Here is a 26953-nt window from a genome sequence, read left to right as displayed (position 1 = left end):
GGAGGCATCCCTACTTCTCTCTGGAGGAATGCCATGGTCGACGCCGCCGTCCGTCCTTCGACGACACCTGACGTGTCGATCGAGCCGCTCACCGTCCCGCAGATCGATGTCGCCGCCGTCAACGATGCGCTGATGGGCACCTGGGCCGACACCCGCCGCGAGGCGCGCGAGATGATCAAGGACTCCGCGTTCTGGCGCAAGGACGAGCTCGGCAAGGACGAGCACCGCGAGCGCGTGCTGAGCCAGCTGCACCTGCTGGTCGAGAACAAGGCCGTGCACCGCGCCTTCCCGAAGTCGCTCGGCGGCGAGGAGAACAACGGCGCGAACATCGCCGGCTTCGAGGAGCTCGTGGTCGCCGACCCGAGCCTGCAGATCAAGTCGGGCGTGCAGTGGGGGCTGTTCGGATCGGCGATCCTGCAGCTCGGCACGACGGAGCACCACGAGAAGTGGCTCCCCGGTGTCATGGACCTGTCGATTCCCGGCGCCTTCGCCATGACCGAGATCGGCCACGGCTCCGACGTCGCGGCCGTCGGCACGACCGCGACCTACGACCCGGACACCGAGGAGTTCGTCATCCACACGCCGTTCCGCGCGGCGACGAAGGAGTACCTCGGCAACGCCGCACTGCACGGCATCGCCGCGACCGTGTTCGCGCAGCTGATCACGAACGGCGTCAACCACGGCGTGCACTGCTTCTACGTGCCCCTGCGCGGCGAGGACGGCAACGATCTCCCGGGCATCGGCCGTGAGGACGACGGACTCAAGGGCGGACTCAACGGCATCGACAACGGTCGGCTCTCGTTCGACCAGGTCCGCATCCCCCGCACGAACCTGCTGAACCGCTACGGCGACGTCGCCGCAGACGGCACCTACTCCAGCGCGATCGACAGCCCCGGCCGTCGCTTCTTCACGATGCTCGGCACGCTCGTGCAGGGTCGCGTCTCGCTCGACGGTGCGGCCAGCTGGGCATCCGCCCTCGCGCTGAAGATCGCGATCACGTACGCGACCCAGCGTCGCCAGTTCGACGGCGCCGACGGCCAGGAGGTCGTGCTCCTCGACTACGGCAAGCACCAGCGCCGGCTGCTCCCGCGGCTCGCCACCACGTACGCGCAGATCTTCGCGCACGACGAGTTCCTGCAGAAGTTCGACGGCGTCTTCTCGGGTCGCATCGACACCCCCGCCGACCGCGAAGACCTCGAGACGCTCGCGGCCGCCCTCAAGCCGCTGTCGACCTGGCACGCGCTCGACACCCTGCAGGAGGCGCGCGAAGCCTGCGGTGGTGCCGGGTTCATGTTCGAGAACCGCCTCGTCGGACTCCGTGCCGACCTCGACATCTACGTCACCTTCGAGGGCGACAACAATGTGCTGCTCCAGCTGGTCGGCAAGCGCCTGCTGACCGACTACGCGAGCCAGTTCAAGGGCAAGGATGCCGCGGCGCTCGCGAAGTTCGCCGTCGGCATGACCGCGGGCAAGGTCTTCCACGGTGCAGGACTCCGTCAGCTCGGTCAGGCCGTGTCCGACTTCGGCCAGGTGTCCCGCTCGGTCGAGCGCGGCCTGCGCGAAGAGCAGCAGCACGATCTGCTCGCCGGCCGCGTGCAGCAGATGGTCGCCGACATCGCCGCTCGCCTGCGCCCCGGCGCGAAGGACAAGGCCCTCGGCGCGCGCCTCTTCAACGAGAACCAGGCCGAGCTCATCGAGGCCGCCCGTGCGCACGGCGAGCTGCTGCAGTGGGAGGCCTTCACGGATGCCGTGCACGAGATCGACGACGCCGACACGAAGAAGGTGCTCACCTGGCTGCGCGACCTGTTCGGTCTTCAGCTGATCGAGAAGCACCTGGCCTGGCACCTGATCAACGGTCGCCTGTCGACCCAGCGTGCTGCCGCGGTCTCGAGCTACATCGACCGCCTGTGCGCGCGACTGCGTCCCTACGCGCTCGACCTCGTCGACGCCTTCGGCTACGAGCCGGAGCACGTCCGCGCCCCCATCGCGAGCGGTGTCGAGAAGCAGCGTCAGGACGAGGCCCGCGCCTACTACGCCGACCTCGAGGCATCGGGCAAGGCACCCGTGCGGGAGAAGAAGGTCAAGCGCGAGCCGCTGGGTGATCTGAAGCAGCGCTGATCGGCCTGCGTCAGACGCCTGGGGCAGGCGGGTACTGCGGTGGGTACGGCGGCGCAGGAACGGGCGGATAGCCGGCGGCCGGGAACGCGCCCGTTCCCGCCGCCGTCGACATCGCCTGCTTCCGCACGCGCAGCAGCACCACGGTGAAGGCGAGATAGACCAGCGCGATCGCCGTCCCCACTCCGAGGATCAGCAGCTGCGGCAGCGTCCGGCCGACCATCGGCACGCGCCCGAGCGCGGCGAACACCGCATCAGGGATGAGCACGAGCAGACCGAGCACCAACAGGACCGCAGCCGGCAGCACCAGCGCGAACGTCGACCAGCGGGTGGCGAACACTCCGGCGACGGAGAGCAGCGTCCCGAGCAGGACGGCTGCGGCGGCATCCGGCAGGAAGTCGAACCGGAACTGCTGGAGCGCGGTGAACTGACCGCGAGCGATGCCCCACGACAGCAGCAGGATCCCGGCCGCCAGGAGGATCGGTGAGGCGACGAGGCCGATGATCGACAGGCCGGTCGCGGTCCGCTCGGGATGGCGGCGCACGATCGCGAGAACGACGCCCATCGCTCCGAGCGCCGGGAACAGGACCAGCGGGATGCCATACGTGAGGCCGTCGAGCCATTCGCGCGGGAGGACCGACCCCAGCACCCGGTACGACTGCAGCAGCAGCGCCGGCAGGAGCGCGAGAAGGAGCGGCACGACCGCCAGCACCCCCACCGCGATCAGGCCCGCCGAGCTCCAGATGCCGGTCAGCACCACGAGGAGCAGGAGCAGGATGCCGAGCGCCTGAAGGAGCGTCGGCATCACCAGCGGGCCGAAGCCGTCGCGGGCGCCCCCGTACTGGAAGTAGGTCATGAGCCACGACGTGCCGCCGCTGGAGAGCAGCCCCACGGCGACAGGTGTGACGATCACCGCGATGACGATGGTGATCAGGCGAGCGAGCGTGCGGGATCCGCGCATGATGACTTCCCCCTCCGGAGTCTCCGTCCACCGTATCGACTCCGCGTGCGGTCGGTAGTCTCGAAGGACCGCACACCCGAGGAGCCCGCATGACCCGCGTCCACGCCTACGCCGCCCCCAGCGAAGCCGCACCGCTCGAGAAGACCGTCATCGAGCGCCGCGAGCTCGGCCCGCTCGACGTTCTCATCGACATCGCCTTCGCCGGCATCTGCCACTCCGACATCCACACGGTGCAGGGGGATTGGGGTCCGCAGCAGTATCCACTCGCTCCCGGGCACGAGATCACGGGCACCGTCGCGGCCGTCGGCGCCGAGGTGACGAAGCATGCCGTGGGCGACCGCGTCGGCGTCGGCTGCCTCGTGAACTCCTGCGGCGAATGCCGCAACTGCCTGCGCGGCGACGAGCAGTTCTGCACCGAGGGAGCGATCTTCACCTACGGCGCGACCGACCGCGACGGCACCGTCACCCAGGGCGGCTACTCCGAGCAGGTCGTCGTGACGGAGTCGTTCGTGCTCCGCATCCCCGACGGGCTGGCGCTCGACGTGGCAGCACCCCTGCTCTGCGCCGGCATCACGACGTACTCGCCGCTGAGGCACTGGAACGTCGGTCCCGGCACGCGCGTCGCGGTCGTCGGACTCGGCGGACTCGGCCACATGGGTGTGCAGATCGCGCACGCGCTCGGCGCCGAGGTGACGGTGCTCTCGCAGACGCTGAGCAAGAAGGACGACGGGCTCCGCCTCGGCGCCGACGACTACCGCGCGACGAGCGATCGTGAGACCTTCCGCGAGCTCCGCAGCTCGTTCGACGTGATCCTCAACACCGTGAGCGCCGTGATCGACACGCGCTCGTACCTCAGCCTGCTCGACGTCGGCGGCACCATGGTGTGCGTCGGCGCTCCGGCCGAACCGCTCCCCGTCCAGGTCATGTCGCTCATCGGCGGGCGCCGCTCGCTGGCCGGCTCGAACATCGGCGGTATCGCCGAGACGCAGGAGATGCTGGACTTCTGCGCCGAGCACGGCATCGCCGCCGAGATCGAGGTGATCCCGGCATCCGAGATCAACGCCGCCTACGAGCGGGTGCTGGCCTCGGACGTGCGGTACCGGTTCGTCATCGACGCCGCGACGTTCAGCGAGTGATGTCGGTCGTCGCGGATAGCCTCGACGCATGACCTCGCTGATCACGGGCCCCGATGCCCGCGCCCGGTGCGCCTGGGTCGGCGACGACGTCGAGTACCGGCGCTATCACGACGAGGAATGGGGCTCCGCGCTGCACGGCGATCGCGCCCTGTTCGAGAAGATGGCGCTGGAGGGGTTCCAGGCCGGCCTCTCGTGGATCACGATCCTGCGCAAGCGCCCGCGGTTCCGCGAGGTGTTCGCCGGCTTCGAGCCCGAGGTCGTCGCGGAGTTCGACGAATCCGACGTGGAGCGCCTGATGGCGGATGCCGGGATCATCCGCAACCGCGCGAAGATCGAGGCCACGATCGGCAACGCGCAGCTCGTCCGCACCATGGCCGATGGCGAGCTCGACGAGCTCATGTGGTCGTTCGCGCCGCCGGCGTCCGGCATCCGTCCGGCGACCATGGCCGACGTCCCCGCCGTCACCCCGGCCTCGAGCGCTCTGAGCAAGGAGCTGCGTCGTCGCGGGTTCCGATTCGTCGGGCCCACGACCATGTACGCGCTCATGCAGTCGGCCGGCATGGTCGACGATCATCTGGCGGGATGCTGGCGCGCCTGACCCCTGCGGCGATGGGCAGATCAGCCCATCAACGATATTTCGGTACGCGGTTAGGATGAACGGGTGTGTTGCAGGGCCTTCGCGCCCTGCACGGAAGAGTCGAAGTGTGTCGACCCTGGGGGGAACCGGGTATGAAGGCGTTGTCGTGGATGCGGGCGCGGCCGAAGATGCTGGCGTCTGCCGCCGGTGTCACCGTGGGCATCGTCGCCATCACGACGATGGCGCTCACCTATGAGGGCTTCCCGACCACCAAGGTCGATCTGAACGACGGCGGCGTCTGGATCACCAAGACCTCGAGCCTGCTCGTCGGGCATTTCAACCACGAGTCGACCGTTCTCGACGGTGGTCTGCGCACGGCAGGCGAGGACTACGACATCGTCCAGGACGCGGCGAACGTGCTCGTGGTCGACGAGGGAAGCTCGACGGTCACGGCCGTCGATCCCGCTCGTGTCTCGCTGGGCGACTCCGCAGGCATCCCGAGCTCGGCCAAGGTGGCCATGGGCCTTCAGACGGCCGCCATCCTCGACACGAAGTCCGGCAACCTGTGGGTCGTGCCGGTGAAGGGCATCGCCTCGTTCGAGATCGAGGCCGCCGACCCCGTCGCCGAGCTCGGCGAGGGTGCGGATGTCGTCGTCGCCGAGGACGGCACGGTCTTCGGGCTGTCGAGCGCGAAGGGCGAGGTCGTCACCGTCCCCGTCGACAACGAGGGCGAGCCGCTCGAGCCGTCCACGGCGTCGGTCGGCGAGCTCGACGCGTCGAAGCCGGTGACCATCACCGCCGTCGGTCGCACCCCGGTCGTCCTGGAATCGGCGTCCGGCGTGGTGATGACGCCCGGCGGATTCCGCACCGAGATCCCCGATGCCGAAGGAGCCGCGCTCCAGCAGGCATCGGCCGAGACGGACGCGGTCGCGGTCGCGACGGCATCCGCCCTGGTTCGTGTTCCGCTCGACGGCTCCGAGGTGACGACGACGGATGCCGGTGGCAAGGGCTCGCCGGCGGCACCGGTGTGGCTGAACGGCTGCACCTACGGCGCCTGGGGCGGCACCGGCGCCTTCGTGCGGGAGTGCGCCGGATCGGCGAACGACGTCTCCGCCACGATCGAGGAGGCGCAGGACTCGAAGAGCCTCGTCTTCCGCGTGAACCGCGACGTGATCATCCTGAACGACGCTGTGGGCGGCGCGGCCTGGCTCGCCGACGAGAGCCTGCAGCGCGTCGACAACTGGAACGACCTCACCCCGCCGGAGGGCGAGACCGAGAACGAGGAGGACTCGACCGAGGAGACGGTCGAGACCACCCTCCCGGAGCGCAGCGAGATCAACACCCCGCCGATCGCCGAGGACGACTCCTTCGGCGTGCGACCGGGCGCCTCGGCGCTGCTGCCCGTGATCGACAACGACAACGACCCCGACGGCGACGTCCTCGTCGCCGCGATGGCGCAGGAACAGCCGTCGATCGGCACGGTCCAGCCGATCTACAACGGCGCCTCGCTGCAGATCGCCGTCGCGGAGGATGCCTCGGGCACGGCCACCTTCCAGTACGAGGTCGACGACGGTCGCGGTGGCAAGGACACCGCGACGGTCACCCTGGCGGTGCACGACGAGGGCACGAACTCGGCGCCGGCGCCCAAGCGCAAGACCTCGCTCACGGTCGAGACCGGCGGCACGGTGTCGTACAACATCCTTCCGGACTGGATCGACCCCGACGGTGACGACATCTACCTCAAGGACGTCGTCCCTGCCCCCGGCGACGAGGTCGACTTCAGCACCGACGGCCAGCTGACCTACAAGGCGACGGCGAGCCTGCAGGGTCGCAAGGACATCCAGGTCACGGTCGCCGACGGCTTGGGCGAGTACACCACGGCCACGGTCACCCTCGATGTGCGACCGCAGGGCACCACCAAGCCGAAGACGAACGCCGACCACGTGGTCACCCGCGTCGGCGAGCAGATCACGGTCGCCCCTCTCGCGAACGACACCAGCTCCGGTCGCGAGCGCCTGCGTCTCGGCCGCGTCGACGAGGTCCCGGGTGCGACCGTGCTGCCCGACATCACCAACAACACCTTCAGCTTCACCGCTCCGGCGGTCGGCGTCTACTACGTGCAGTATCTCGCGACCGCCGGCCCGGAGAACGGCGAGGGACTCGTCCGCATCGACGTCACCGAAGCCGCCGAGGTGACTCTGCCGCCCGTCGCCGTGCGCGACGTGGCGCTGCTCCCCACCGGCGGCGACGTGCTCATCGGCGTGCTCGACAACGACACCGATCCGTCCGGCGGCATCCTCGTCGTGCAGTCCGTGTCGATCGAGCCCGGCACCGGCGTCTCGGTGTCGGTGCTCAACCACGAGACGCTCCGCATCACGGACCAGGGCACGCTCGACGAGCAGGTCCGCATCAAGTACCGGATCTCCAACGGCGAGCAATCCGCCGAGGGCGAGGTCGTCGTGGTGCCGATCCCGGCCCCCGAGGAGATCCTGCAGCCGGTCGCCAACCCCGACTCGGTCTACGTCCGCGCCGGCGACGTGGTGACCATCCCGGTGCTCGACAACGACACGCATCCGAGCGACGACGCCCTGCATCTGGCTCCCGATCTCATCGAGCCCTTCGTCGATCCCGAGGACGGCGAGGCCTTCGTCTCGCAGGACGAGGTGCGGTTCAAGGCCGGCGACGTCGCCAAGACGGTCTATCTGACCTACGAGGCCGTGGACTCCCGCCAGCAGAAGGCCGCGGGATACGTGACCGTCCAGATCCTGCCGATCGACGAGGAGACGAACGCGGCGCCGCGGCCCCGCGACCTCGTGGCCCGCACGCTCGCGGGCACCGAGACCAACATCGCGGTGCCGCTCGACGGCATCGACGCCGACGGCGACTCGGTCGAGCTCCTGGACATCGCCTCGAACCCGACGAAGGGGCGCATCACCGAGGTCGCGCAGGACTACTTCACCTACGAGGCGCTCGACGGTGCGACGGGTGTCGACGTCTTCAAGTACCGGGTGCGCGACCGTCTCGGCAAGGAGGGCACCGCCACGATCCGCGTGGGTATCGCTCCCGCCGAGCAGGTGAACCAGGCGCCGTTCGCAGTGAAGGATGCTGTCGTGGTGCGTCCCGGTCGCGAGATCGCCGTGCCCGTCATGCTGAACGACTCCGATCCCGAGGGCGACAAGATCTCGCTGGTGAAGAAGGGACTCGAGGTCCCCGGCGAGCTGGAGGCCCGCGTCTCGGGAGACCGGGTGCTCGTGCAGGCGCCCGATCGCGCGCTCGAGTCGTCCCTGCAGTACACCGTCAGCGACGCGCGCGGCGCGACCGCGACGGCCGTGCTGCAGGTCACCGTCGACGAGGACGTGCCTCTGCAGGCACCGGTCGCGAGAGACGACCGGCTGCGCCCCGCCGATCTCGAGGACGGCGGTCTCACCGCCGACCTCGACATCCTCGACAACGACGAGGACCCCGACGGCACGACCGAGCGCCTCGACCTCGATGTCGGGCCCGGGGCGACGGTGCTGGAGAACGGCAAGGTCCGCGTCACCGTCACCGACGAGCTGCAGCTGATCCGGTACACCCTCACCGACCAGGACGAGCTGCAGTCCTCGGCGTTCATCTTCGTCCCATCGGAAGACGGCCTGCGACCGACGCTGACCTCGACCAAGCCGCTCGAGGTCAAGAGCGGCGAGACCAAGGACGTGCCCCTCGAGAAGTACGTCACCGTGGCCGGTGGCGGCGACGTCGTCATCACCGAGCACGCCAAGGTGAGCGCACTCAAGGCCGACGGATCCGACCTCGTGAAGGATGAGCGCACGCTCGTCTACACCTCGGCTCCCGGATACTTCGGTCAGGACTCGCTCACGTTCGAGGTCACCGACGGCACCGGACCCGACGACCCTGAGGGTCGCAAGGCGACGCTCAGCATCCCGATCAACGTGCTGCCGCCCGACAACCAGCAGCCGAAGTTCGTCGGCGGCCAGATGAACGTCGCCCCCGGCGAGAAGGCGAGTGTCCTCGACCTGGCGGCACTCACGGTCGACCCGGATCCGGAGGACAAGGGCAAGCACAAGTACACCCTCGTCGACGGCGAGGGCAAGGGGATCACCGCGAAGATCGACGGCGACAAGCTGCTCGTCGAGGCATCCTCGAACGCGAAGAAGGGCGCGGCGACCACGCTGACGCTGCGCGTCAGCGACGGCGAGACCGAACCGGTCGAGGGCTCCGTCCTCGTGCAGGTCGGAGCGTCGAACCGCGCGATGCCCGCCGCCAACACCGACACCGTCGCAGAAGCCGATCAGGGTAAAAGCGTCACGGTGCCGGTGCTCGCGAACGACTTCAACCCGTTCCCCGAGACGCCGCTCAAGCTCTTGACGGCGAACGTCGAGACCGGCTCCGGCCAGGCGAGCATCAAGGGCGACGACGTCGTGGCCACGCCGTCGAAGGACTTCGTCGGCACCATGGTGGTGCGCTACACGATCCAGGATGCGACGGAGGACGTCGACCGTCAGGCGACCGGACAGGTCGTGCTCACGGTGCAGGGCGTCCCGAATGCGCCGGGCGCGCCGACGGTCACGAGCGTGCAGGACCGTACCGTGGTGGTGTCGTACGGCGCTCCGTCGAACAACGGCGCCGAGATCACCAAGTACACGGTGAAGGCGGTGCAGGGCGGCTCGTATTCGAAGGAGTGCCAGTCGACCACGTGCACGCTCGACGGACTCACGAACAACGTCGAGTACGTCTTCCAGGTCACCGCGACGAACCGCGTCGGCGAGTCCGAGCCCTCCGGCTCGTCGGCCGTCGCACGCCCGGATGCGCGCCCGGACACGCCCAACCCGCCGACCCTGAAGTTCGGCGACAAGTCGCTCCAGGTCGCCTGGACGACTCCGACGACCCCGGGATCGCCCGTCGAGCGGTACACGCTGCAGATCTCGCCCGCCCCGCCGTCGGGCATCACCCAGAAAGAGGTGACCGGCAACTCCCTCACCTGGGAGGGCCTCGAGAACGGCGGCAACTACCAGGTGCGGGTGCAGGCGCACAACCGCGCGCCGGACCCTTCCAGCTGGAGTGCCTGGTCGGCATCCGAAGTGCCAGCAGGTCCGCCGCTGGCGGCCGGGGCGCCGACGACGGCGGAACTGCAGCCCGTGGGCGACCAGGCGCAGATGCAGGTCAACTGGGGAAACGTTCCGGCGAACGGCGACGCGATCGACTCCCTGCAGCTCGAGGTGTGGGAGGGGTCCAGTCTGCAGAGGACGCTGACCCCCAGCCCGGGAGCATTCAGCCAGGCAGTCGTGGTACCGACCTCGGAGAACGGCTACACCTACCGGATCCGCGGGCACAACAAGGCCGGCTGGGGCGAGTGGAGCGCGATGTCGGCGCCTCGACGCGGTGTCATCGCCCCGTCCGCCCCGTCCATCAGCGCCGTCAACGCGGGCGACGGCTCTGTGACCGTCGTGTGGGCGCAGGGCAACCGCAACGGCGCCAAGACGAGCGAGGTGAGCTACCAGTACCAGCTCAACGGCGGCGGCTGGGCGGGAATGCCGGGGAACAACACGATCGGCGGGCTCAACAACGGCACGTCGTACACGGTCGAAGTGCGCGGCGTCGCGAACGTCGACGGCCAGCAGTACGTCGGCGCGGCATCCAACGGGGTCGCGCAGACCCCGTTCGGCCCGCCTAAGACACCCGCGGCCAGCGCCAGGAACCTCGGCACGAGCGTCGAGGTCAGCTGGAACTCCGACCGTTCCTACAACGGTCGTCCGATCCAGACCACGCAGATCCGGATCGGCGGCGGCGGCTGGCAGGACGTCGCGGCCAGCGGCTCCCGCACGGTGGGCAACGGATACCAGCAGAACCACAGCATCGACGTTCGCGCGCAGGACTCGAACGGGACCTGGTCTCCTGTGAATTCGGCGTCGGCGCGTACGAGCGATCCGCCACCGCCGCGCGCGTGGGTGACGCGAGGTGACTCCGTCAGCAATGCGCAGTGCAACGACGGGACCTGCGCGAAGTTCAAGGTCACCACCAAGGACTTCCCGGCAGGCACCTACACGGTGGTCTGCAACAGCACAGTGAGCGGGAGCTTCTCCTCCTACAGTTCGGTGTCCGTTCCCGCCAACGGGACCTTCAACCTCGGCTGCTTCCACGGCTACGGCGGCCGCACCGACGTCTGGGTCACCATCGGCGGAACCAACTACGAACACCGGGCCTGGTAGTGCCCCGCTCGACCCACCGTCACCACAGAGGAAGCAGAGACAACGCATGAGCATGACCCCCGAGCAGGCAGCCTGGTTCCAGGGAACCTTCACGCGCCTCGTGGACAACATCGACAAGGCCGTGCAGGGCAAGCGCGAGATCGTCGGCCTCGTGCTGGCGTCGATGCTCGCCGAGGGGCACGTCCTCCTCGAGGACGCCCCCGGAACCGGGAAGACCAGCCTCGCCAAGGCGCTCGCCGCGACCGTGCAGGGCACGAGCGCGCGCATCCAGTTCACGCCGGATCTGCTGCCGTCCGACGTCACCGGTGTCACGATCTACGACCAGCAGTCGCACCGCTTCGAGTTCCACAAGGGCCCGATCTTCGCGTCGATCGTGCTCGCCGACGAGATCAACCGCGCGTCGCCGAAGACGCAGTCGGCGCTGCTCGAGGTCATGGAGGAGTCCCGGGTCACGGTCGACGGCGTCACGCATGAGACGGGCCGACCGTTCCTCGTCATCGCGACGCAGAACCCGATCGAGCAGGCCGGAACCTACAAGCTCCCCGAGGCGCAGCTCGACCGCTTCCTCATCAAGACGTCGATCGGCTACCCCGACCTCGCGGTGACCGAGAGCATCTTGGCCGGAGCATCCGACCGCAACCCGTCGGCCGGCCTGGGGGCGATCATCACGACGAGCGCGGTCGCCGACATGGCCGACCTCGCGGCATCCGTGCACGTCGAGCCCGCCGTGCTCCGGTACGTGGCGGAGCTCGCCGAGGCGACCCGCAACGACTCCGCGATCCGTCTGGGCGTCTCGGTGCGCGGCGCGATCGCCATGATCCGCATCGCGAAGGTCTGGGCCGCCGCGCACGGCCGCCACTTCGTCCTGCCCGACGACATCAAGGCCCTCGCGCGTCCGACGTGGCAGCACCGTCTGCTCCTCGACGCCGAGGCGGAGTTCGCCGGGACCAGCAGCGACACCGTGATCGCTCGCGTGCTCGACGGGATCGCGGCACCCCAGGCGCGAACGGCGGCCTGATGACCACGGAGGCACTCTCGGCGCCGTCGGCGCAGACGGACCGCGACGCCGGTTGGCGTGACGTCGCGGCCGTCATCGGCGCGCGCGTCCTGACCCGCCTCCGCATCATCGCCTCGGCCATCCGCCCGCTCGCGTGGGTGCTGATGGGCCTCGCCGTCGGCTTCTGGATCCTCGGGCAGATCGCCGGCTGGTCGGAGTTCACCGTCGCGGCGATCGTGATCGCGATCACGGTCACCCTGTGCGCCCTCTTCCTGATCGGCCGCACCGCCTACGACGTGTCGCTCGACCTCGCGCGCACGCGTGTGGTCGTGGGCGAGCGCGCGGTCGGCGCGCTGACGCTGGCGAACCGCGGCACCCGCGCGATCCTGCCCTCGCGCATCGTGCTCCCGGTCGGCTCCGGTCGCGGTGAGTTCGGCATCCAGCGTCTCGCCGCCGGCGAGGAGGCGGAGGAGCTCTTCGCGATCCCCACGCAGAAGCGCGGCGTGGTCAAGGTCGGTCCGGTGAGCGTCGTGCGGGGCGATCCGCTCGGCCTGTTCGAGCGGGCGCACCGGCGCGACGAGCCGGTCGACCTCTTCGTGCATCCGCGCACCGTGCTGTTCGACGGGCAGTCGCTCGGCTACCTGCGCGACCTCGAGGGGATGCCCGCCGCCGACCTCTCCCGCGACGACGTGTCGTTCCACGCCCTCCTCGAGTACCAGCCCGGTGATGACCTGCGGCACGTGCACTGGAAGTCCACGGCGCGCACGGGGACCATGATGGTCCGCCAGTACGAGGAGACCCGCCGCTCGCACTTCGTGATCGGGCTGTCCAGCTCCAGCGGCGACTACGCCACGGCCGACGACTTCGAGCTCGCGATCTCGGCGGCAGGGTCCATCGGCCTCCGCGCGCTCCGCGACTCGCAGCGCGTGGACATGCGCGTGCAGGGACGCGAGCTGCCCGCCGGTACCGGCAAGCAATTGCTCGACTCGCTGTCGGCGGTCGAGAACAGCAAGCCGCGCGACGGCGGCATCGCCGAACTCGCCGGCGTCCTCTCCGCCACCATGCCCCTGGCGAGCGTCGTCGTGCTGGTGTGCGGCTCGAAGGTGCGCTCCGACGACCTGCGCCTCGCCTGCTCGCGGCTGCCGTTCGGAGCACGCGCTCTCGCCGTGGTCGCCGACACGTCCGCTCAGGCTCCGGCTCTGCGGCGCATCGGCGACGCCGACGTCGTCACGATCGGCGCGCTCGACCAGATCCCGCTCGCACTGCAGAAGGTCCTCGCATGACAGCGCCAGCTCCCGCACCCGCTGCTATCTCCGTGCGCCGCTGGAGTCTCGACCTCGGCGCGACCGCGCTGCTCGTCGCCGTCGCGCTCGTCGGCTTCTGGCCGACGTTCGCGGGCCCGGCGTTCGTGCCCGCGGTCGTCGGCGGCATCGTCATCGGCCTCGCCGTCGCGGGCGTCGCGGCGTGGCGCCGCTGGGGCATCCTCATCATCACCGGTCTCACCGTGGCCGCCTACTTCGTGTTCGGCGGCGCATTCGCCCTTCCGCACACCGCGATCTTCGGCTTCATCCCGACGCTCGACACGCTGCAGCGCCTCGCCGTGGGAACGGTCACCGCGTGGAAGCAGTTGCTCACCACCGTGGCCCCCGTCGCAGCGGCCGACGGGCACCTGCTCGTCCCGTTCCTGCTGGCGCTCGTCGTCACGACGCTCACCGCATCCCTCGCTCTGCGCCTGCCGCAGGTGGCCTGGGCGCTGCTGCCCGCCGGTGCGGCGCTGATGCTCGTGATCGCGCTCGGCACCCCGCAGCCCGCGTTCCCGATCGTGCAGGGTCTCGTGTTCGCCGTCGTCAGCATCGCCTGGCTCGCCCTCCGTCAGATCTGGGCGCCGCAGAACGCGGCCGTCTCGGTCAGTGAGGTCGACCCGTCGCGCGCCGCGCACATGCGCCTGCGGCGCCTGCTCGCGGGCGTCGCCGTCCTGGCCGTGGCCGGAGGGGCCGGTGTCGCGACCAGCGCGATCGCCGCGCCGACCGAGCCCCGGCACGTGTTCCGCGACGTGATCATCCCGCCGTTCAACATCCGCGACTACCCGAGCCCGCTGCAGGCGTTCCGCAAGAACGTGCGCGACGAGGTCGACGAGACGCTCTTCACGGTGCAGGGGCTGCCCAAGGGCGCGCGGATCCGCACCGCCGTCATGGACGAGTACGACGGCATGGTCTACAACGTGACCGACGGCGGGCCGACCTCCTCGAGCGCGTTCTCGCCGCTGCGCTCCGGCATGTCGCCCGACGCCGAGGGCGTACCCGTCACGCTCAACATCGAGGTCGACGAGTACAACGGGGTGTGGATGCCGACGGCCGGTGAGCTGTCCGAGATCCGCTTCACGGGAGATCGCGCCGAGGAGCTGCGCCGCGGAACCTACGTGAACACCGCGACCGGCACCGCCGTCGCCACCCCGAAGCTGCGCAAGGGCGACGAGTACTCGGTCGACGCGGTCATGCCGGACCTGCCCGACGATGACCAGCTCGCGGATGTCGAGTTCGGCACGGTCGCGCTGCCGAAGCAGAGCAACGTGCCGGAGGAGCTCACCTCGCTCGCCGCGGAGACCGTGTCGAGCGCCGAGTCGCCCATCGAGAAGGTCCGTGCGCTCGAGACCTTCCTCTCCGAGGGCGGATTCTTCAGCCACGGGCTCGAGGGCGAGGTGCTCTCGCGCGCCGGCCACACGTCCGAGCGCATCACGACGCTCATCGGCGGCGATCAGATGATCGGCGACGACGAGCAGTACGCCGTCGCCATGGCGCTCCTCGCCGGTGAGCTCGGCATCCCGGTCCGCGTCGTCATGGGCTATTACCCCGACGAGGAGCAGGACGGCGACCCCCTCTTCACCGCCACGGGCGACAACGTGCACGCCTGGGTCGAGGTGAACTTCCAGGGGTTCGGGTGGCTGCCGTTCAACCCGACGCCCCCTGAGGACCAGGTCCCCAACGACCAGAACACCAAGCCGCGCGTCGACCCGAAGCCGCAGGTGCTGCAGCCGCCGCCTGCTCCGCAGGAGCCCGTCGACCTGCCCCCGACGCTGCCCGACGACCGCGAGTCCGAGGACGAGAACCTCAACCTCGCCGGCATCATCGGGGCGATCCTGCTGATCGGCGGGATCTCGCTCGGGATCATCGCGCTGCTGATGTCGCCGTTCATCGTGATCGGGGCGTGGAAGGCCGCCAAGCGGCGCTCGCGCCGGGCGGCGGCTCGCACCGCGGACCGGATCAGCGGCGGGTGGGACGAGCTCACCGACCGCGCCGTCGACTACGGTGCACGCCTGACGCCGGGAGGAACGCGACCCGAGGAGGCCGCAGCCGTGGTGGCGACGCTCGCCGTGCCCCGTGTCACGGACCTCGCGCACCGCGCCGACGCCGACGTCTTCGGACCCACTGACCCGTCGCCCGAGGATGTCGAGGCGTTCTGGAGCGAGGTCGACACGATCGTGGGCGGCCTGGGGGAGGATGCCGGATTCTGGAAGCGCACGAAGGCGCGACTGAGCCTCCGATCGCTGATGGGCGGCAGCGCCATCTCGACGGGTCTCCAGGGACTCCGAGAAGCGGCGACCGCGCGCGTGCGGCGCGAACCTGGCACGATCGAGAGCAGCAGCACCAGCACGCCCGTCGCACCCGAGAGCGAGACACCATGACGCAGCCCGCGTTCGCACAGATCGCGCCGATCTCCCGTCGCGCGATCGGCTACCTCATCGACGCGCTGATCGCGGCCGGCCTCTCCGTCGTCCTCGGCGGCGCGCTGCTCATCGCCGCCACTCTCGCGGGCGGCCTCGAGGGGATGCTGATCACGCTGCTCATCGGCGGACCGATCGTCTCGCTCCTGCTGCTCGGCTGGTTCGTCGTGTACACGCTCATGCAGACGGGCAAGGGCTCGATCGGCATGCGCGCGCAGGGTCTGCGCCTCGTCTCCGCCAAGGATCAGGGGCCGCTGGGCTTCGGCCGCACGCTGCTGCGCAATGTCATCTTCGGACTCGCCGGATCGATCGTGGTCGGCTACTTCACGCCGCTGTTCGACGGATCGGGCCGCTTCCAGGGGTGGCACGACAAGGTCGCCGGCTCGCTGATGCTCGATGCGCGGGTGACGGCTCCTGCCGTCCCGACGTCGGGCGTCCCCGCGGCCGTCGTACCCGGACTCGCGGCGGAGCAGGCACGCACCGTCGCTCCCGCGATCCCCGGCATCCCGCATCCGACGGCGCAGCCCGTGCCGCCCGCTCCCGCGCAGCCGGCGGTCGCCCCGTCCGTGCCCGCGGCGCCGGTGTTCCCCGCGCAGCCCGTGATCCCCGCATCCGTGTCGCGCCCCGCGGCTCCGGCGAACGACGACGGCTCGCTCATCGCCTTCGTCCCCGGCATCACCCAGGATGCTCCGCCGCCCCGCGTGACGCCGGCGCCGCCGACGGATGCCGGGTCGGAGCTCGACGCGACCGTGCAGGGGTACCCCGCCGCGCGGCCCGTCGCACCTTCCGCGCCGAGTGCTCCGCCCGTGCCGGAGGCTGCGCCCGCCCCGCCGGTGCCCGTCGTCCCGCCCTTGCCGGAAGCCGTGCCCGTGCCCGCTCCCGCGGCGGCGCCCGCGCCTGCCGCGCCCGCCCCCGTTGCTCCCGCCGCCGCCGAGCCCGAGGACATCGAGGACACGCGGATCAGCATCCCCGGGCACCGTCTCGTGTTCACCTGGGACGACGGGACCCGCGTCTCGGTGTCGCGGCGCACGATCTTCGGCCGGAACCCCGCTGCCGAGGATGGCGCTGTCGTCGTCCCGGTGCGCGACGAGACCCTCTCGCTCTCGAAGACGCACTTCGAAGCCGCGGCGGAGTCGTCCGGCGGATGGGTGCTGGATCGCCACTCCACGAACGGGATGACCCTCGTCCGCGAGGGACAGCGCATCGCCTGCCCCGCCGGACAGCGCGTCCCGGTGAGGCTCGGAGACGCCATCGAGATCGGCGACCGCATCGTCACGATCGGGGGCTACGCGTGAGGCCCGCACTCATCGTCTCGACGGGGTCGGCCACGCACCCCGGTCTCCGTCGCGCGCTGAACGAGGACGCGCACCTCGCGAGCGCTCCGGTGTTCGTGGTCGCGGACGGCATGGGCGGTCACGAGGCGGGGGAGCGAGCGAGCGCGGCGGTCATCGCCGAGTTCTCCGGCTCCGTCGGGCGCGCGTCGCTCGAGCTCGACGACGTGCGGCTCGCGCTGTCGCGCGCCAGGGCGAGCGTCGAGGAGCTGTCCACCTCGGGCAACGGCCGCGCCGGCACGACCCTGAGCGGTGTCGTCATCGCCTCGGTCGACGGCATGGGCTACTGGCTGGCCGTCAACATCGGCGATTCGCGTACGTATCGGCTGGCCGACGGGGAGCTCGAGCAGATCAGCGTCGACCACTCGGTCGTGCAGGAACTGATCGAAGCCGGCGAGATCACCGTCGAGGATGCGGCGACCGATCGACGGCGCAACATCATCACCCGGGCGATCGGCGCCAGCAGCACGGGCGACGCGGACTACTGGCTGTTCCCGGCCGAGCTCGGCGACCGGATCATGGTCTGCTCCGACGGCCTGACGTCCGAGGTCTCGGACGCGCGGATCCGCGAGGTGCTGCAGGGTACGCCCGACCCGCAGAAGGCGGCCGACATGCTCGTCGACGACGCCGTCACGGCGGGTGGCAGGGACAACATCACCGTGGTCGTCGTGGATGCCGTCTCGGTCGCTTCGCGACCGGGGACGCTCCTGGAGACCGACTCGGACATCGACATGGACACGCGTCCGCGCGAGGCCGCAGCAGGAGGGGTTCGCTGATGCAGACGATCTACCGACCGGGACAGTGGTACGTCATCGTGATGCCGGGCGCGCTCGTGGCGCTGCCGCCGGATGTGCCAGGAGACGTCGTGGCGCGGCTGTGGGAGCGGATGCCGGAGAGCAAGACGCTCGCGACCGTCGTCGACGTGCTCACCGCGCGCGCCGGCGGGGACTTCTCCTCGCTGCCTCCGTTCGTGGCTGCCGTGGTCGAAGGGACCGACATCCGCATCGCGCTGCGCGGCGGGGTCAGCGCGCGCGTGAGCTCCCGCACGGAGTCGTACGACTTCTCCGGCGCCGAGGTCACGACGTGGAGCGAGCGGTTCGTGGGCGGGGCCTCGCGCGTCGAGGTCACGGTCGAGGCCGTGGAGAGCGAGGCCGCCCTTCCCGTGCAGAGCGGCGTCGTGCGCGCTGCGGCGGTGAGCGCGGAGCTCGAGCCCGGCGACGACCGTCCCCTCGCCGACGTGCTCGGACCGGTCCCGGTCATCGAGATCGAGGAGGCCGGCGCGTCCGCGGCCGCCTTGACCGGCACGCCAGGACCCTCGATCGCGAACTTCGGGACGGCCGCGACGTCGGCGGCATCCGTGGAATCCGCGTCGGATGACATCCCCACGTCCGCTCCGGTCGACGCCGAGCCTCTGGTGGCCGACGTTCCGCCGGCACCGGCCGAGGCCGAGGCGGATGCCGAGCCGGTCATCGAGCCGACTGTCGAGCCGGTCACCGACGACGTCGACGAGCAGATCGTCGACGACGCCGTCGAGGAGGCTGCCGTCGAGGCTGCCGTCGAGGCGGCCCCCGAGCCGGAGGCTGCGGAGGCGGTCGACGGCGCCACGATCGTGCCGACGGAGGTCACCCTCGCTCCCTCCACCGAGGACTTCGACCAGCTCTGGGGTGCCACGGTGCATTCCGTGCCGACGGCCGGTGCGGCATCCGCGGCACCGGCGGTCCCGGCTCCGGCCCAGGGCGACCACGACGGCGCGACCATCTCGGCGGCAGAGCTCAGGGCCATGCGGCAGCAGGCTCCGACCGGCGATGACGTGCCGACGGCCGTGATCCCGGTGGCGACCGGGGCGATCGGGGCGACCGGTCGCATCCGTGTGTCCACCGGCCAGGTCGTCGCGCTCGACCGCACGGTCATCATCGGTCGTCGTCCGCGTTCGACCCGGGCCAGTGGAGCCAACCTCCCTCATCTGATCGCCGTCGAGAGCCCGCAGCAGGACATCTCGCGCAGTCACCTCGAGATCAGGCCCGAGGGTGACACCGTGGTGGTCATCGACCTGCACACCACCAACGGATCGACCCTGCTGCGGCCGGGCGCCGACCCGATCCGTCTGCACCCCGGCGAGCAGACGCTCGTGCTGTCCGGTGACGTGGTGGATCTCGGCGACGGAGTGAAGGTCGCCTTCGAGGATCTGCCGTGAGTCGTCCTCCCTCTCCTCCTCCGCAGCTCCCCGGATTCCGGTATCTCGAGCCCCTCGGCACGGGTGGTTTCGCGGACGTCTTCCTGTACGAGCAGGAGATGCCGCGCCGCCAGGTCGCGGTCAAGGTGCTGCTCGCCGACCGCATCTCCAGCGGCGCCGCACAGGAGTTCGCCGATGAGGCGAACGTCATGGCGATGCTGTCGACGCACCCCGCGATCGTCACGATCTATCAGGCGGGCGTCGCCGGCGACGGCCGCCCCTACCTCGTGATGGAGTACTGCCCCCGTCCGAACCTGCAGCTGCGCGCGCGCCGCGAGTCGTTCTCGGTGGCCGAGGCGCTGCGCGTCGGCGTGCAGGTCGCCGGAGCAGTGGAGACCGCTCACCGCGCCGGCGTGCTGCACCGCGACATCAAGCCGGCGAACATCCTGGTGACGGCGTACAACCGGCCGGCGCTGACCGACTTCGGCATCGCGTCGACCACCGGCGCCACGGGCGAGGCCTCCGGCATGTCCATTCCCTGGTCGCCGCCGGAGTCGTTCGCGGATCCGCCCCAGAGCGGTCCGCGCACAGACGTGTGGGCTCTCGGCGCGACCATCTACACGCTGCTCGCGGGGCGCTCGCCCTTCGAACGGCCGGGGGAGCGCAACTCCAGCGCCGACCTCATCGAGAGGATCGAGCGCGCAGCTCTCACGTCGCTGGGCCGCCCCGACTCGCCGGAGAGCCTGCAGCGCGTGCTCGAGCGCGCTATGGCGAAGAACCCGGATGACCGCTACCCGAGCGCGGTCGCGTTCGCGCGTGCGCTGCAGAAGGTGCAGATCGAGCTCTCGCACTCGGTGACGCCGATCGACATCGTCGACGACCACCCGACCGCGGAGGACCTGGACGACGACGGCGACGGCCTCACCCGTGTGCGGGAGATCGTCAGCATCGATCCGGATGTCGCGGCCTTCACGCGTCCCTCTGCGACCACCCAGCCCAAGAGCGCCATGCCGCCGCTCCCCGATGTGCCGCGCTTCGACTCGCCGCCGCGCGTGGACGCCGTCGACGAGGCGACGCAGATGCGCGTGCCGACTCCGAGCGCGCCGCCCGCGCCCGACGACCGGACCATCGTCCGGCCGCCGATGGTGGTCGCGCCGCAGGCCGCTGTGCCCGCCGCATCCCCTGTCGCGCCTGCCGCACCCGTCGGCGACGCTTCGGTCCCGACGGCTCCCCGCAGTCGACGCGGTCTGTGGATCACTCTCGCGGCCGTCGCCGCCGTGGTGGTCGTCGTGGGGACGATCGTCGGACTGAACGTGCTGGTCGCGGGCATCGAGACCCCGGTGGAGACGACCGAGACGACCGAGCCCCAGGATGTCGTCTCGGACTTCGTCCCCAAGGTCGCGGAGCTGAGCGGCACGCGCCAGGGCGATCTGATCGCCTTCACGTGGGTCAACAAGGACCCGCAGGAGGGCGACACCTTCATCTGGAGCGTCGTCGACGTCTCCGGTCAGGTCGACCCCCAGCAGTCCGAGGCGCCCGCCGCGCAGGTGCCGGCGACCGCGGGCACGGTCTGCATCGATGTCATGCTGCGCCGCGACGACGGACGCGTTTCTGAGCCGGCGCGGGGGTGCGTCGACTGACATGATCTGGGAAATCGACGAGCAGCAGCAGACGATCGAGGGGGTTGATGCTCAGGGGCGCCCCGACCCCGCGTACGCCGCGGCGCTCGGCCTCCTGCGCGCTCCCTTCGGGCGGCGCGCGCTCGCCGCGGCGATCGATGTCGCGATCTGGATGCTGCTGCAGCTGCCCCTCTGGATCGGGGCGATCCCGCTGCTGCTCAAGCTCGCGAGCGGGGCGATCTCGTCGTACGGATTCGTCAACCACCCGGACTTCGTCCTGGCTGTCGTCGCGGCGTCGGTGTCGACGCTGCTCAGCCTGATCTTCCTCATCGTCCAGCTCTTCCTGCACGGACTCAAAGGCCGGACGATCGGCAAGGGGCTCACGGGACTGCGCAGCGTGAACGTGGTGACCCTGGAGCGTCCGCGAGTCGGCGCCGTCCTGCTGCGCTTCCTCATCGTCTTCGCCGCGGGCGTCGTGCCGCTCGTCGGCCCCGCGCTCATCCTCATCTCGCCGACGTTCGACCCCGAGGGACGCGGTCGCGGACTGCACGACAAGGTCTCGAAGATCTGGCTCATCGACGTGCGCAAGGGGCTCAACCCCTTCGATGAGAAGCGGATGCGCGTCGCCCGCAAGGTCGTGAAGGCCGAGCCGACGCCGGAGCGCTCCGCCCTGCCGTCGCTGGCCACGCCGATCGACCCCGCGGCTCAGCCCTCCTACCGGCCGGGCAGTCGCGTCAGCGCGGGGGTGCTCGGCGTCGCGCGCCCGTATCAGGCGCACGAGCGCCCGTCGGTCGGTCTTCCCCTCGCTGCCCCGACCGTCGACGTCGGCCCGGGCGAGGCCGGAAAGCCGGTGCTCGGCGGGTATCGGATCGCCGACGGCGACCGAGTCGTGCGAGCAGACCTCTCGAGCGCTGCGCCGGCCCCTCAGCCTGCGGCACCGCCGGCTCCCGCGTCGGCTTCCGCATCCGAGCCTGCGCCGGCCCCGCCGGCCCCGCCGTCCGCGTCGGCCGCCGCTTCGTCTCCCGCGCCGCAGCCGGCGCCGAGCCCCGCACCCGACCCGGTCGCCGCACCTCCCGCGCCGCCGGTCGCACCCGTGGCAGCGCCCGTGGCCCCGGCCGCAGCGCCCGTGGCCCCGGCCGCACCGGAGCCTGCCGTCCGTTACGGACTGCGGTTCGACACGGGCGAGAGCATCCTGATCGCGGAACCCGTGCTCCTCGGACGCAACCCGGATGCGGCGGAGCATCCCGGCGCGCGCCCGATCGCGCTGGTCGACGACAGCCGCTCGCTCTCCAAGACGCACATGCTGGTGCGCCCTGTCGACGGCGGCCTCGAGATCGTCGACTGCCACTCGACCAACGGCTCGGGACTGATCCGCGGCGGCACCGAGTACGGCGTCGCGGCGGGCACGCCCGTGCAGACCGTCGACGGCGACATGATCCGCCTCGGCGATCGCGTGGCCGCGGTGGTCCGCGCGTGATGGAACGTGAACGAATGATGAGGGTCGCTGGCGAGCCCAGCGGCATGGGGAGACACGCATGAGGCTGAAGCTGACCCTGCACCGTCAGGAGGGGGAGCCCGTCGACATCGTGATCACGACGGACTCGACCGCCACCGCCGGCGACGTCGCGCGCCACGTCGCGACGGCCGACCCGACGCGATCGATCCCGGTCGCCGAGGGCGATGTGCTCACGCTCGCCGTCGCGCCGCCGAACGGTGAACGGCTCGTTCCCCTGCAGCCCGAGGTCCCGATCGGCGAGGCGCCCATCGGCTCCGGGTTCGCGGCATCCATCATCAACTACGGTCCGGACCACTCCTTCGCGGGCCAGCGCGACGTCGCCGGCGTGCTTCTCGCGACATCCGGGACGCTGGCCGGTCAGGAGTTCCCGATCTCGTCGGGGCATGTGTTCCTCGGCCGCGAGGCCGGCAACGACGTCGTCCTGGCAGATCCGATGGTCTCGAAGCGCCACGCGCGGCTCGAGGTCGGCACGCACATCGAGGTCGTCGACCTGAACTCCGCCAACGGCGTGCTCGTCGACGGCGTCGCCGTGCAGCGCGTGCGGATCGAGGAGGGCGAGCCGTTCATCATCGGCGGCACCACCCTCGTCCTGCGTCTCGCGCGCTCCTTCGACGGGTCGGCGACCGAGGAGCCGATCATCGAGCGCGGCGGCGGTCTGCTCTTCAACCGCAGTCCTCGCGTCGAGGTGCGCTTCCCGGGGACGCTCTTCAAGGTGCCGCGGCTGCCCACCGAGAAGATCGGCAAGATGTTCCCGTGGCCGATCATGGTCGCTCCGATCCTGATGGGCATGGCGCTGTACGCCATGAACGGCAATCCCCGATCTCTCCTGATGATCGTGATGACGCCGCTGATGGCGTTCGGCAACATCATCAACCAGGCGGCGCAGAGCAAGAAGAGCGAGGGGCACGAGGTGCTGCTCTTCGAGCGGCAGTACGAACAGCTCGAAGAGGACTTCTTCAAGGGGAAGCCCGAAGAGGAGCGCGCCCGCAACGCCGAGGCGCCGCCCGTCGCGGAGATCTACGACCACGCGATGCGGCTCGGCCCCATGCTGTGGACGCGGCGGCCGGAGCACTGGAACTTCCTCGGCCTGCGGCTCGGCAGCTGTCGGCTCCCGGCACGGAACAAGATCGACGACGCCGAGGTGCCCGACGGTCTGCCCGAGTTCATCGACCGCGTCGACCGGCTGCGCGAGCGCTATGAGTTCGTCGACGACGTGCCGGTGTTCGAGAAGCTGGCGGTCGCGGGATCCATCGGCATCGCCGGCCCGCAGGGACCCGTCGCCGACACGATGCGCGGCATCGCCGTGCAGCTGCTGGGACTGCACGCACCCAACGACGTGGTGGCCGTGGCGTTCGCCGATTCGGCATGGACACCCGAGCTGGACTGGCTCAAGTGGATGCCGCACACGTCCAGCGAGAAGAGTCCGTTCCGCGACATGGCGCTCGCGGATTCCGCCCCGACGAGCGCCGCGCTGCTGAGCAGCCTCGAGGAGTATGTGCAGCGGGCGACCGGTGACCGCGAGGGCGAGCCGCGCGGGCCGTTCAAGGAGGAGTGGAATCCGCTTCTGTACGGCACCGACGTCTCGCGCGCGGCGGGCGACCATCAGGGCACCCCGCCTCTCTCGGTCATCGTGTTCGTGAGCGGCGATGCCCCGGTCGATCGAGGACGCCTCACCGACGTGCTCGAGCGCGGCGCCGATCACGGCGTGCACGCGGTGTTCGTCTCGCCCACGGTCGAGTCGTTGCCCGCCGTGTGCCGCAGCTACATCGACGTCACCGCAGGGCTGGAGGATGCGCAGGTCGGCCTCGTCCGCAACGGCGAGTACTTCGAGCACGTGCGCGTCGAGGGCGTGTCCAACGCCTACATGCACATGCTCGCGCGACGCCTGGCACCCGTGCTGGATGCGAGCACCGCCGTGCACGACGCCTCCGACATCCCGGGTGCGGTGATGTTCCTGCAGCTCGTCGACCCGGCGATCGCCGAGGACCCGCACGTCGTGATCGAGCGCTGGCGGCAGAACAACACGATCGTGGACCGCTCCACGAACCCGAGGCCGCGTCTGAAGAAGGCCAGCACCCTGCGCGCGATCATCGGACAGGGCGCCAGCGATGCCATGGCCCTCGATCTGCGCACGCAGGGGCCCCACGCGCTCGTGGGTGGAACGACCGGTGCCGGAAAGTCCGAGTTCCTGCAGGCCTGGGTGCTGGGCATGGCGGCCGCGCACAGCCCGGACCGCGTCACGTTCCTGTTCGTCGACTACAAGGGCGGATCGGCGTTCGCCGACTGCGTCGAGCTGCCGCACTGCGTCGGACTCGTGACCGACCTGAGCCCGCACCTGGTTCGTCGCGCGTTGACCAGCCTCCGAGCCGAGCTGCAGCACCGCGAGCACCTGCTCAACCGCAAGAAGGCGAAAGACCTGATCGAGCTCGAGAAGCGGCAGGACCCCGATGTTCCGCCGGCTCTCGTCCTGGTGATCGACGAGTTCGCCGCCCTGGCATCCGAGATGCCGGAGTTCGTCGACGGCGTCGTCGACATCGCCCAGCGCGGCCGTTCGCTCGGCATCCATCTGATCATGGCGACGCAGCGACCGGCCGGCGTCATCAAGGACAACCTGCGCGCGAACACCAACCTGCGCATCGCCCTGCGCATGGCCGACGAGGCGGACTCCCGCGACGTCGTCGACGACGGCGTCGCCGCGACCTTCCCCGCGTCGATCCCCGGCCGCGCCATCGCCAAGACCGGTCCCGGCCGCCTGGTGCCGTTCCAGTCGGCGTACGCCGGCGGCTGGACCACGGACGAAGACGGAGCGGCCGCCGAGGTGCGCGTGGCACCGCTGCGCTTCGGTTCCGCGGCGGAGTGGGAGCCGGATCTGCCCGCCGACTCCGACGCGCACGAGGCCGACCTCGGCCCCAACGACCAGAAGCGCATCGTCTCGACGCTGATCCGAGCCAGTGAGACCGCGGCGCTCCCGCGTCCTCGCCGGCCGTGGCTCGACGACCTCGCGCCCCTCGTCGACCTGCACGACCTGCCGAACGAAGGCGACACGCGCATCCCGCTCGCCCTCGTCGACGTGCCGGAGAAGCAGCTGCAGCAGTCGGCGGTGTTCGCGCCTGACCGTGACGGCTCGCTGGTGATCTACGGCACCTCGGGATCGGGCAAGTCGACCGTGCTCAAGACGATCGCGACGGCGGCCGGCATGCGACCCGACCTCGGGCGCGTGCAGGTGTACTGCCTCGACTTCGCCTCGGGTGCGCTGGGGGCGCTCAACGTCCTTCCGCACGTGGGTTCGGTCGTCGACGGCGCCGATGTCGAGCGCATCCAGCGTCTGCTGCGCACGCTCGACGGCGAGATGGACCGTCGTGCCGCCGCGTTCTCGGCGGCCAGTGCGGCGTCGGTGCAGGAGTACCGGGAGCTGCGGGATCCGCGGATGCCGCGCATCCTGCTCCTGATCGACAACTACCCCGAGTTCAAGAAGGACTGGGAGGTCACGGCAGGCCGCAACGCGTTCTACCGCATGTTCATGCGCATCCTGGGTGAGGGTCGCACGCTGGGCGTGCACACGGTCATCACCGCCGACCGCGGGAATGCCGTCCCCAGCGCCGTCGCCGCGAACATCTCGCGCCGCATCGTGCTCCGGATGGGCGACCCGAGCCAGTACATGCTGCTCGGCGCACCGCGCGACGTGCTCGACGAGCAGTCGGCGCCGGGTCGTGCGATCGTCGACGGCCACGAGGCGCAGATCGCCGTGCTCGGCGGAACGCTGAACGTGGTCGAGCAGACGAAGGCCCTCGGCGTGCTGGCCGACAGGCTCCGCGAGAGCGGCGTGCGTGATCTGCCCGAGATCGGGGCGCTGCCGACGATGGTCCTGTCGTCCGAGATGCCCACCAAGATGGACGGGATGCCGGTGTTCGGCGTCGCGGACGACACGCTGTCCGCGCACGGCTTCGAGCCGATCGGGTCGTTCGTGATCTCCGGCCCTCCGGCATCCGGCAAGACGAACACGCTGAAAGCGCTCGTCGTCGCGATGGAGCGGTTCGACCCGAGCATCCGGATGTACCACTTCGGCACGCGCCGTTCCGAGCTCAAGGACTTCCGTCCGTGGGTGAAGAGCGCCGTCCGGCCGGAGGAGGAGAAGGATCTCGCGACGGAGCTCGCGGAGCTGGTCGTCAGCGACATCTCCGGCGGTCGCATCCTGATCGTCATCGAGGACATCCCGCACCTCGCGGACGGCCCCGCGGACCGTCCGATGCGCGCGCTCCTGCAGGCGATGAACAACAGCGACCACATGCTGATCGCCGATGCCGAGATCAGCCGCGCCAGCGGCAGCATCGGCGTGCTCGGCGAATGGAAGACCGGTCGTCAGGGCATCGTGCTCAAGCCCGACACCTACGACGGTGACGCGATCTTCAAGGCTCCGTTCGGTCGCGTCAAGCGCACCGACTTCCCGGTCGGTCGAGGGATCTTCGTGCAGGCGGGCCGCACGGTGACCATGCAGATCCCGTTCGTCCCCGACGCCCCGGCGACCCGGGGGTAGCGATTCGAGCTCATGGGCACCGCTCCCCATTTGTCTATCGGGGATCGTTGGCTAACCTCGACGT

Annotated in this window: 14 protein-coding genes; 13 read left to right on the top strand and 1 reads right to left on the bottom strand. The window is 70.3% G+C overall.

Annotated elements, in window-relative coordinates; translation table 11 throughout:
* Positions 1–33: 33 nt before the first annotated feature.
* Positions 34–2118, top strand: a complete 2085-nt coding sequence (locus tag ABD648_RS09820) for an acyl-CoA dehydrogenase family protein (protein ID WP_282214770.1) — start codon at positions 34–36, stop codon at positions 2116–2118.
* Between the two features lie 10 nt (positions 2119–2128).
* Here the strand turns inward: ABD648_RS09820 and ABD648_RS09815 are convergent, their stop codons facing one another.
* Positions 2129–3076: a hypothetical protein gene (locus ABD648_RS09815; protein ID WP_282214769.1), complete on the bottom strand. Its 948-nt coding sequence runs from the start codon at positions 3074–3076 to the stop codon at positions 2129–2131.
* 89 nt (positions 3077–3165) lie between these two features.
* On the opposite strand from ABD648_RS09815, the gene ABD648_RS09810 reads away from it, so the two are divergent.
* From ABD648_RS09810 to ABD648_RS09755, 12 genes are all read left to right on the top strand, one after another.
* Positions 3166–4212: an NAD(P)-dependent alcohol dehydrogenase gene (locus ABD648_RS09810; protein ID WP_282214768.1), complete on the top strand. Its 1047-nt coding sequence runs from the start codon at positions 3166–3168 to the stop codon at positions 4210–4212.
* Between the two features lie 28 nt (positions 4213–4240).
* Positions 4241–4810 carry a DNA-3-methyladenine glycosylase I gene (locus ABD648_RS09805; protein ID WP_282214767.1) on the top strand — a complete coding sequence of 190 codons (570 nt, stop codon included), beginning with the start codon at positions 4241–4243 and terminating at the stop codon, positions 4808–4810.
* Between the two features lie 131 nt (positions 4811–4941).
* Positions 4942–10998 (top strand): Ig-like domain-containing protein, encoded by a 6057-nt coding sequence (locus tag ABD648_RS09800; RefSeq protein ID WP_282214766.1) that lies wholly within the window; start codon positions 4942–4944, stop codon positions 10996–10998.
* 46 nt (positions 10999–11044) lie between these two features.
* A complete protein-coding gene (locus ABD648_RS09795) occupies positions 11045–12016 on the top strand; it encodes an AAA family ATPase (protein WP_282214765.1) in 972 nt (323 codons plus the stop codon).
* On the top strand, positions 12016–13278 hold the full coding sequence (locus tag ABD648_RS09790) for a DUF58 domain-containing protein (protein ID WP_282214764.1): 1263 nt from the start codon (positions 12016–12018) through the stop codon (positions 13276–13278). Before ABD648_RS09795 ends, ABD648_RS09790 begins: the two co-directional genes overlap by 1 nt.
* Positions 13275–15677, top strand: coding sequence for a transglutaminaseTgpA domain-containing protein (locus tag ABD648_RS09785; protein ID WP_282214763.1), 2403 nt, complete (start codon positions 13275–13277; stop codon positions 15675–15677). Before ABD648_RS09790 ends, ABD648_RS09785 begins: the two co-directional genes overlap by 4 nt.
* A complete protein-coding gene (locus ABD648_RS09780; protein WP_282214762.1) occupies positions 15674–17011 on the top strand; it encodes an RDD family protein in 1338 nt (445 codons plus the stop codon). The genes ABD648_RS09785 and ABD648_RS09780 overlap by 4 nt, the downstream gene beginning before the upstream one ends.
* Positions 17008–17823, top strand: a complete 816-nt coding sequence (locus tag ABD648_RS09775) for a PP2C family protein-serine/threonine phosphatase (protein ID WP_282214761.1) — start codon at positions 17008–17010, stop codon at positions 17821–17823. The genes ABD648_RS09780 and ABD648_RS09775 overlap by 4 nt, the downstream gene beginning before the upstream one ends.
* Entirely contained in the window at positions 17823–19241 is a 1419-nt protein-coding gene (locus ABD648_RS09770; protein WP_282214760.1) for an FHA domain-containing protein, read from the top strand. The genes ABD648_RS09775 and ABD648_RS09770 overlap by 1 nt, the downstream gene beginning before the upstream one ends.
* Positions 19238–20860 carry a serine/threonine-protein kinase gene (locus ABD648_RS09765; RefSeq protein ID WP_282214759.1) on the top strand — a complete coding sequence of 541 codons (1623 nt, stop codon included), beginning with the start codon at positions 19238–19240 and terminating at the stop codon, positions 20858–20860. Before ABD648_RS09770 ends, ABD648_RS09765 begins: the two co-directional genes overlap by 4 nt.
* A gap of 1 nt (position 20861) precedes the next feature.
* Positions 20862–22316, top strand: coding sequence for an RDD family protein (locus ABD648_RS09760; protein ID WP_282214758.1), 1455 nt, complete (start codon positions 20862–20864; stop codon positions 22314–22316).
* Between the two features lie 58 nt (positions 22317–22374).
* Positions 22375–26889, top strand: coding sequence for a type VII secretion EssC family protein (locus ABD648_RS09755; protein WP_282214757.1), 4515 nt, complete (start codon positions 22375–22377; stop codon positions 26887–26889).
* Positions 26890–26953: the final 64 nt, after the last annotated feature.

Origin of the sequence: Microbacterium luteolum, from assembly GCF_039533965.1 — a bacterium.
GTDB lineage: Bacteria > Actinomycetota > Actinomycetes > Actinomycetales > Microbacteriaceae > Microbacterium > Microbacterium luteolum.
This window is presented reverse-complemented; position numbering and strand designations above follow the sequence as displayed.

Bases quoted from the DNA above. Each gene is read 5' to 3' on its own strand.
- ABD648_RS09820 (WP_282214770.1), top strand. From the start codon at position 34: ATGGTCGACGCCGCCGTCCGTCCTTCGACGACACCTGACGTGTCGATC.
- ABD648_RS09815 (WP_282214769.1), bottom strand. From the start codon at position 3,076: ATGCGCGGATCCCGCACGCTCGCTCGCCTGATCACCATCGTCATCGCG.
- ABD648_RS09810 (WP_282214768.1), top strand. From the start codon at position 3,166: ATGACCCGCGTCCACGCCTACGCCGCCCCCAGCGAAGCCGCACCGCTC.
- ABD648_RS09805 (WP_282214767.1), top strand. From the start codon at position 4,241: ATGACCTCGCTGATCACGGGCCCCGATGCCCGCGCCCGGTGCGCCTGG.
- ABD648_RS09800 (WP_282214766.1), top strand. From the start codon at position 4,942: ATGAAGGCGTTGTCGTGGATGCGGGCGCGGCCGAAGATGCTGGCGTCT.
- ABD648_RS09795 (WP_282214765.1), top strand. From the start codon at position 11,045: ATGAGCATGACCCCCGAGCAGGCAGCCTGGTTCCAGGGAACCTTCACG.
- ABD648_RS09790 (WP_282214764.1), top strand. From the start codon at position 12,016: ATGACCACGGAGGCACTCTCGGCGCCGTCGGCGCAGACGGACCGCGAC.
- ABD648_RS09785 (WP_282214763.1), top strand. From the start codon at position 13,275: ATGACAGCGCCAGCTCCCGCACCCGCTGCTATCTCCGTGCGCCGCTGG.
- ABD648_RS09780 (WP_282214762.1), top strand. From the start codon at position 15,674: ATGACGCAGCCCGCGTTCGCACAGATCGCGCCGATCTCCCGTCGCGCG.
- ABD648_RS09770 (WP_282214760.1), top strand. From the start codon at position 17,823: ATGCAGACGATCTACCGACCGGGACAGTGGTACGTCATCGTGATGCCG.
- ABD648_RS09760 (WP_282214758.1), top strand. From the start codon at position 20,862: ATGATCTGGGAAATCGACGAGCAGCAGCAGACGATCGAGGGGGTTGAT.
- ABD648_RS09755 (WP_282214757.1), top strand. From the start codon at position 22,375: ATGAGGCTGAAGCTGACCCTGCACCGTCAGGAGGGGGAGCCCGTCGAC.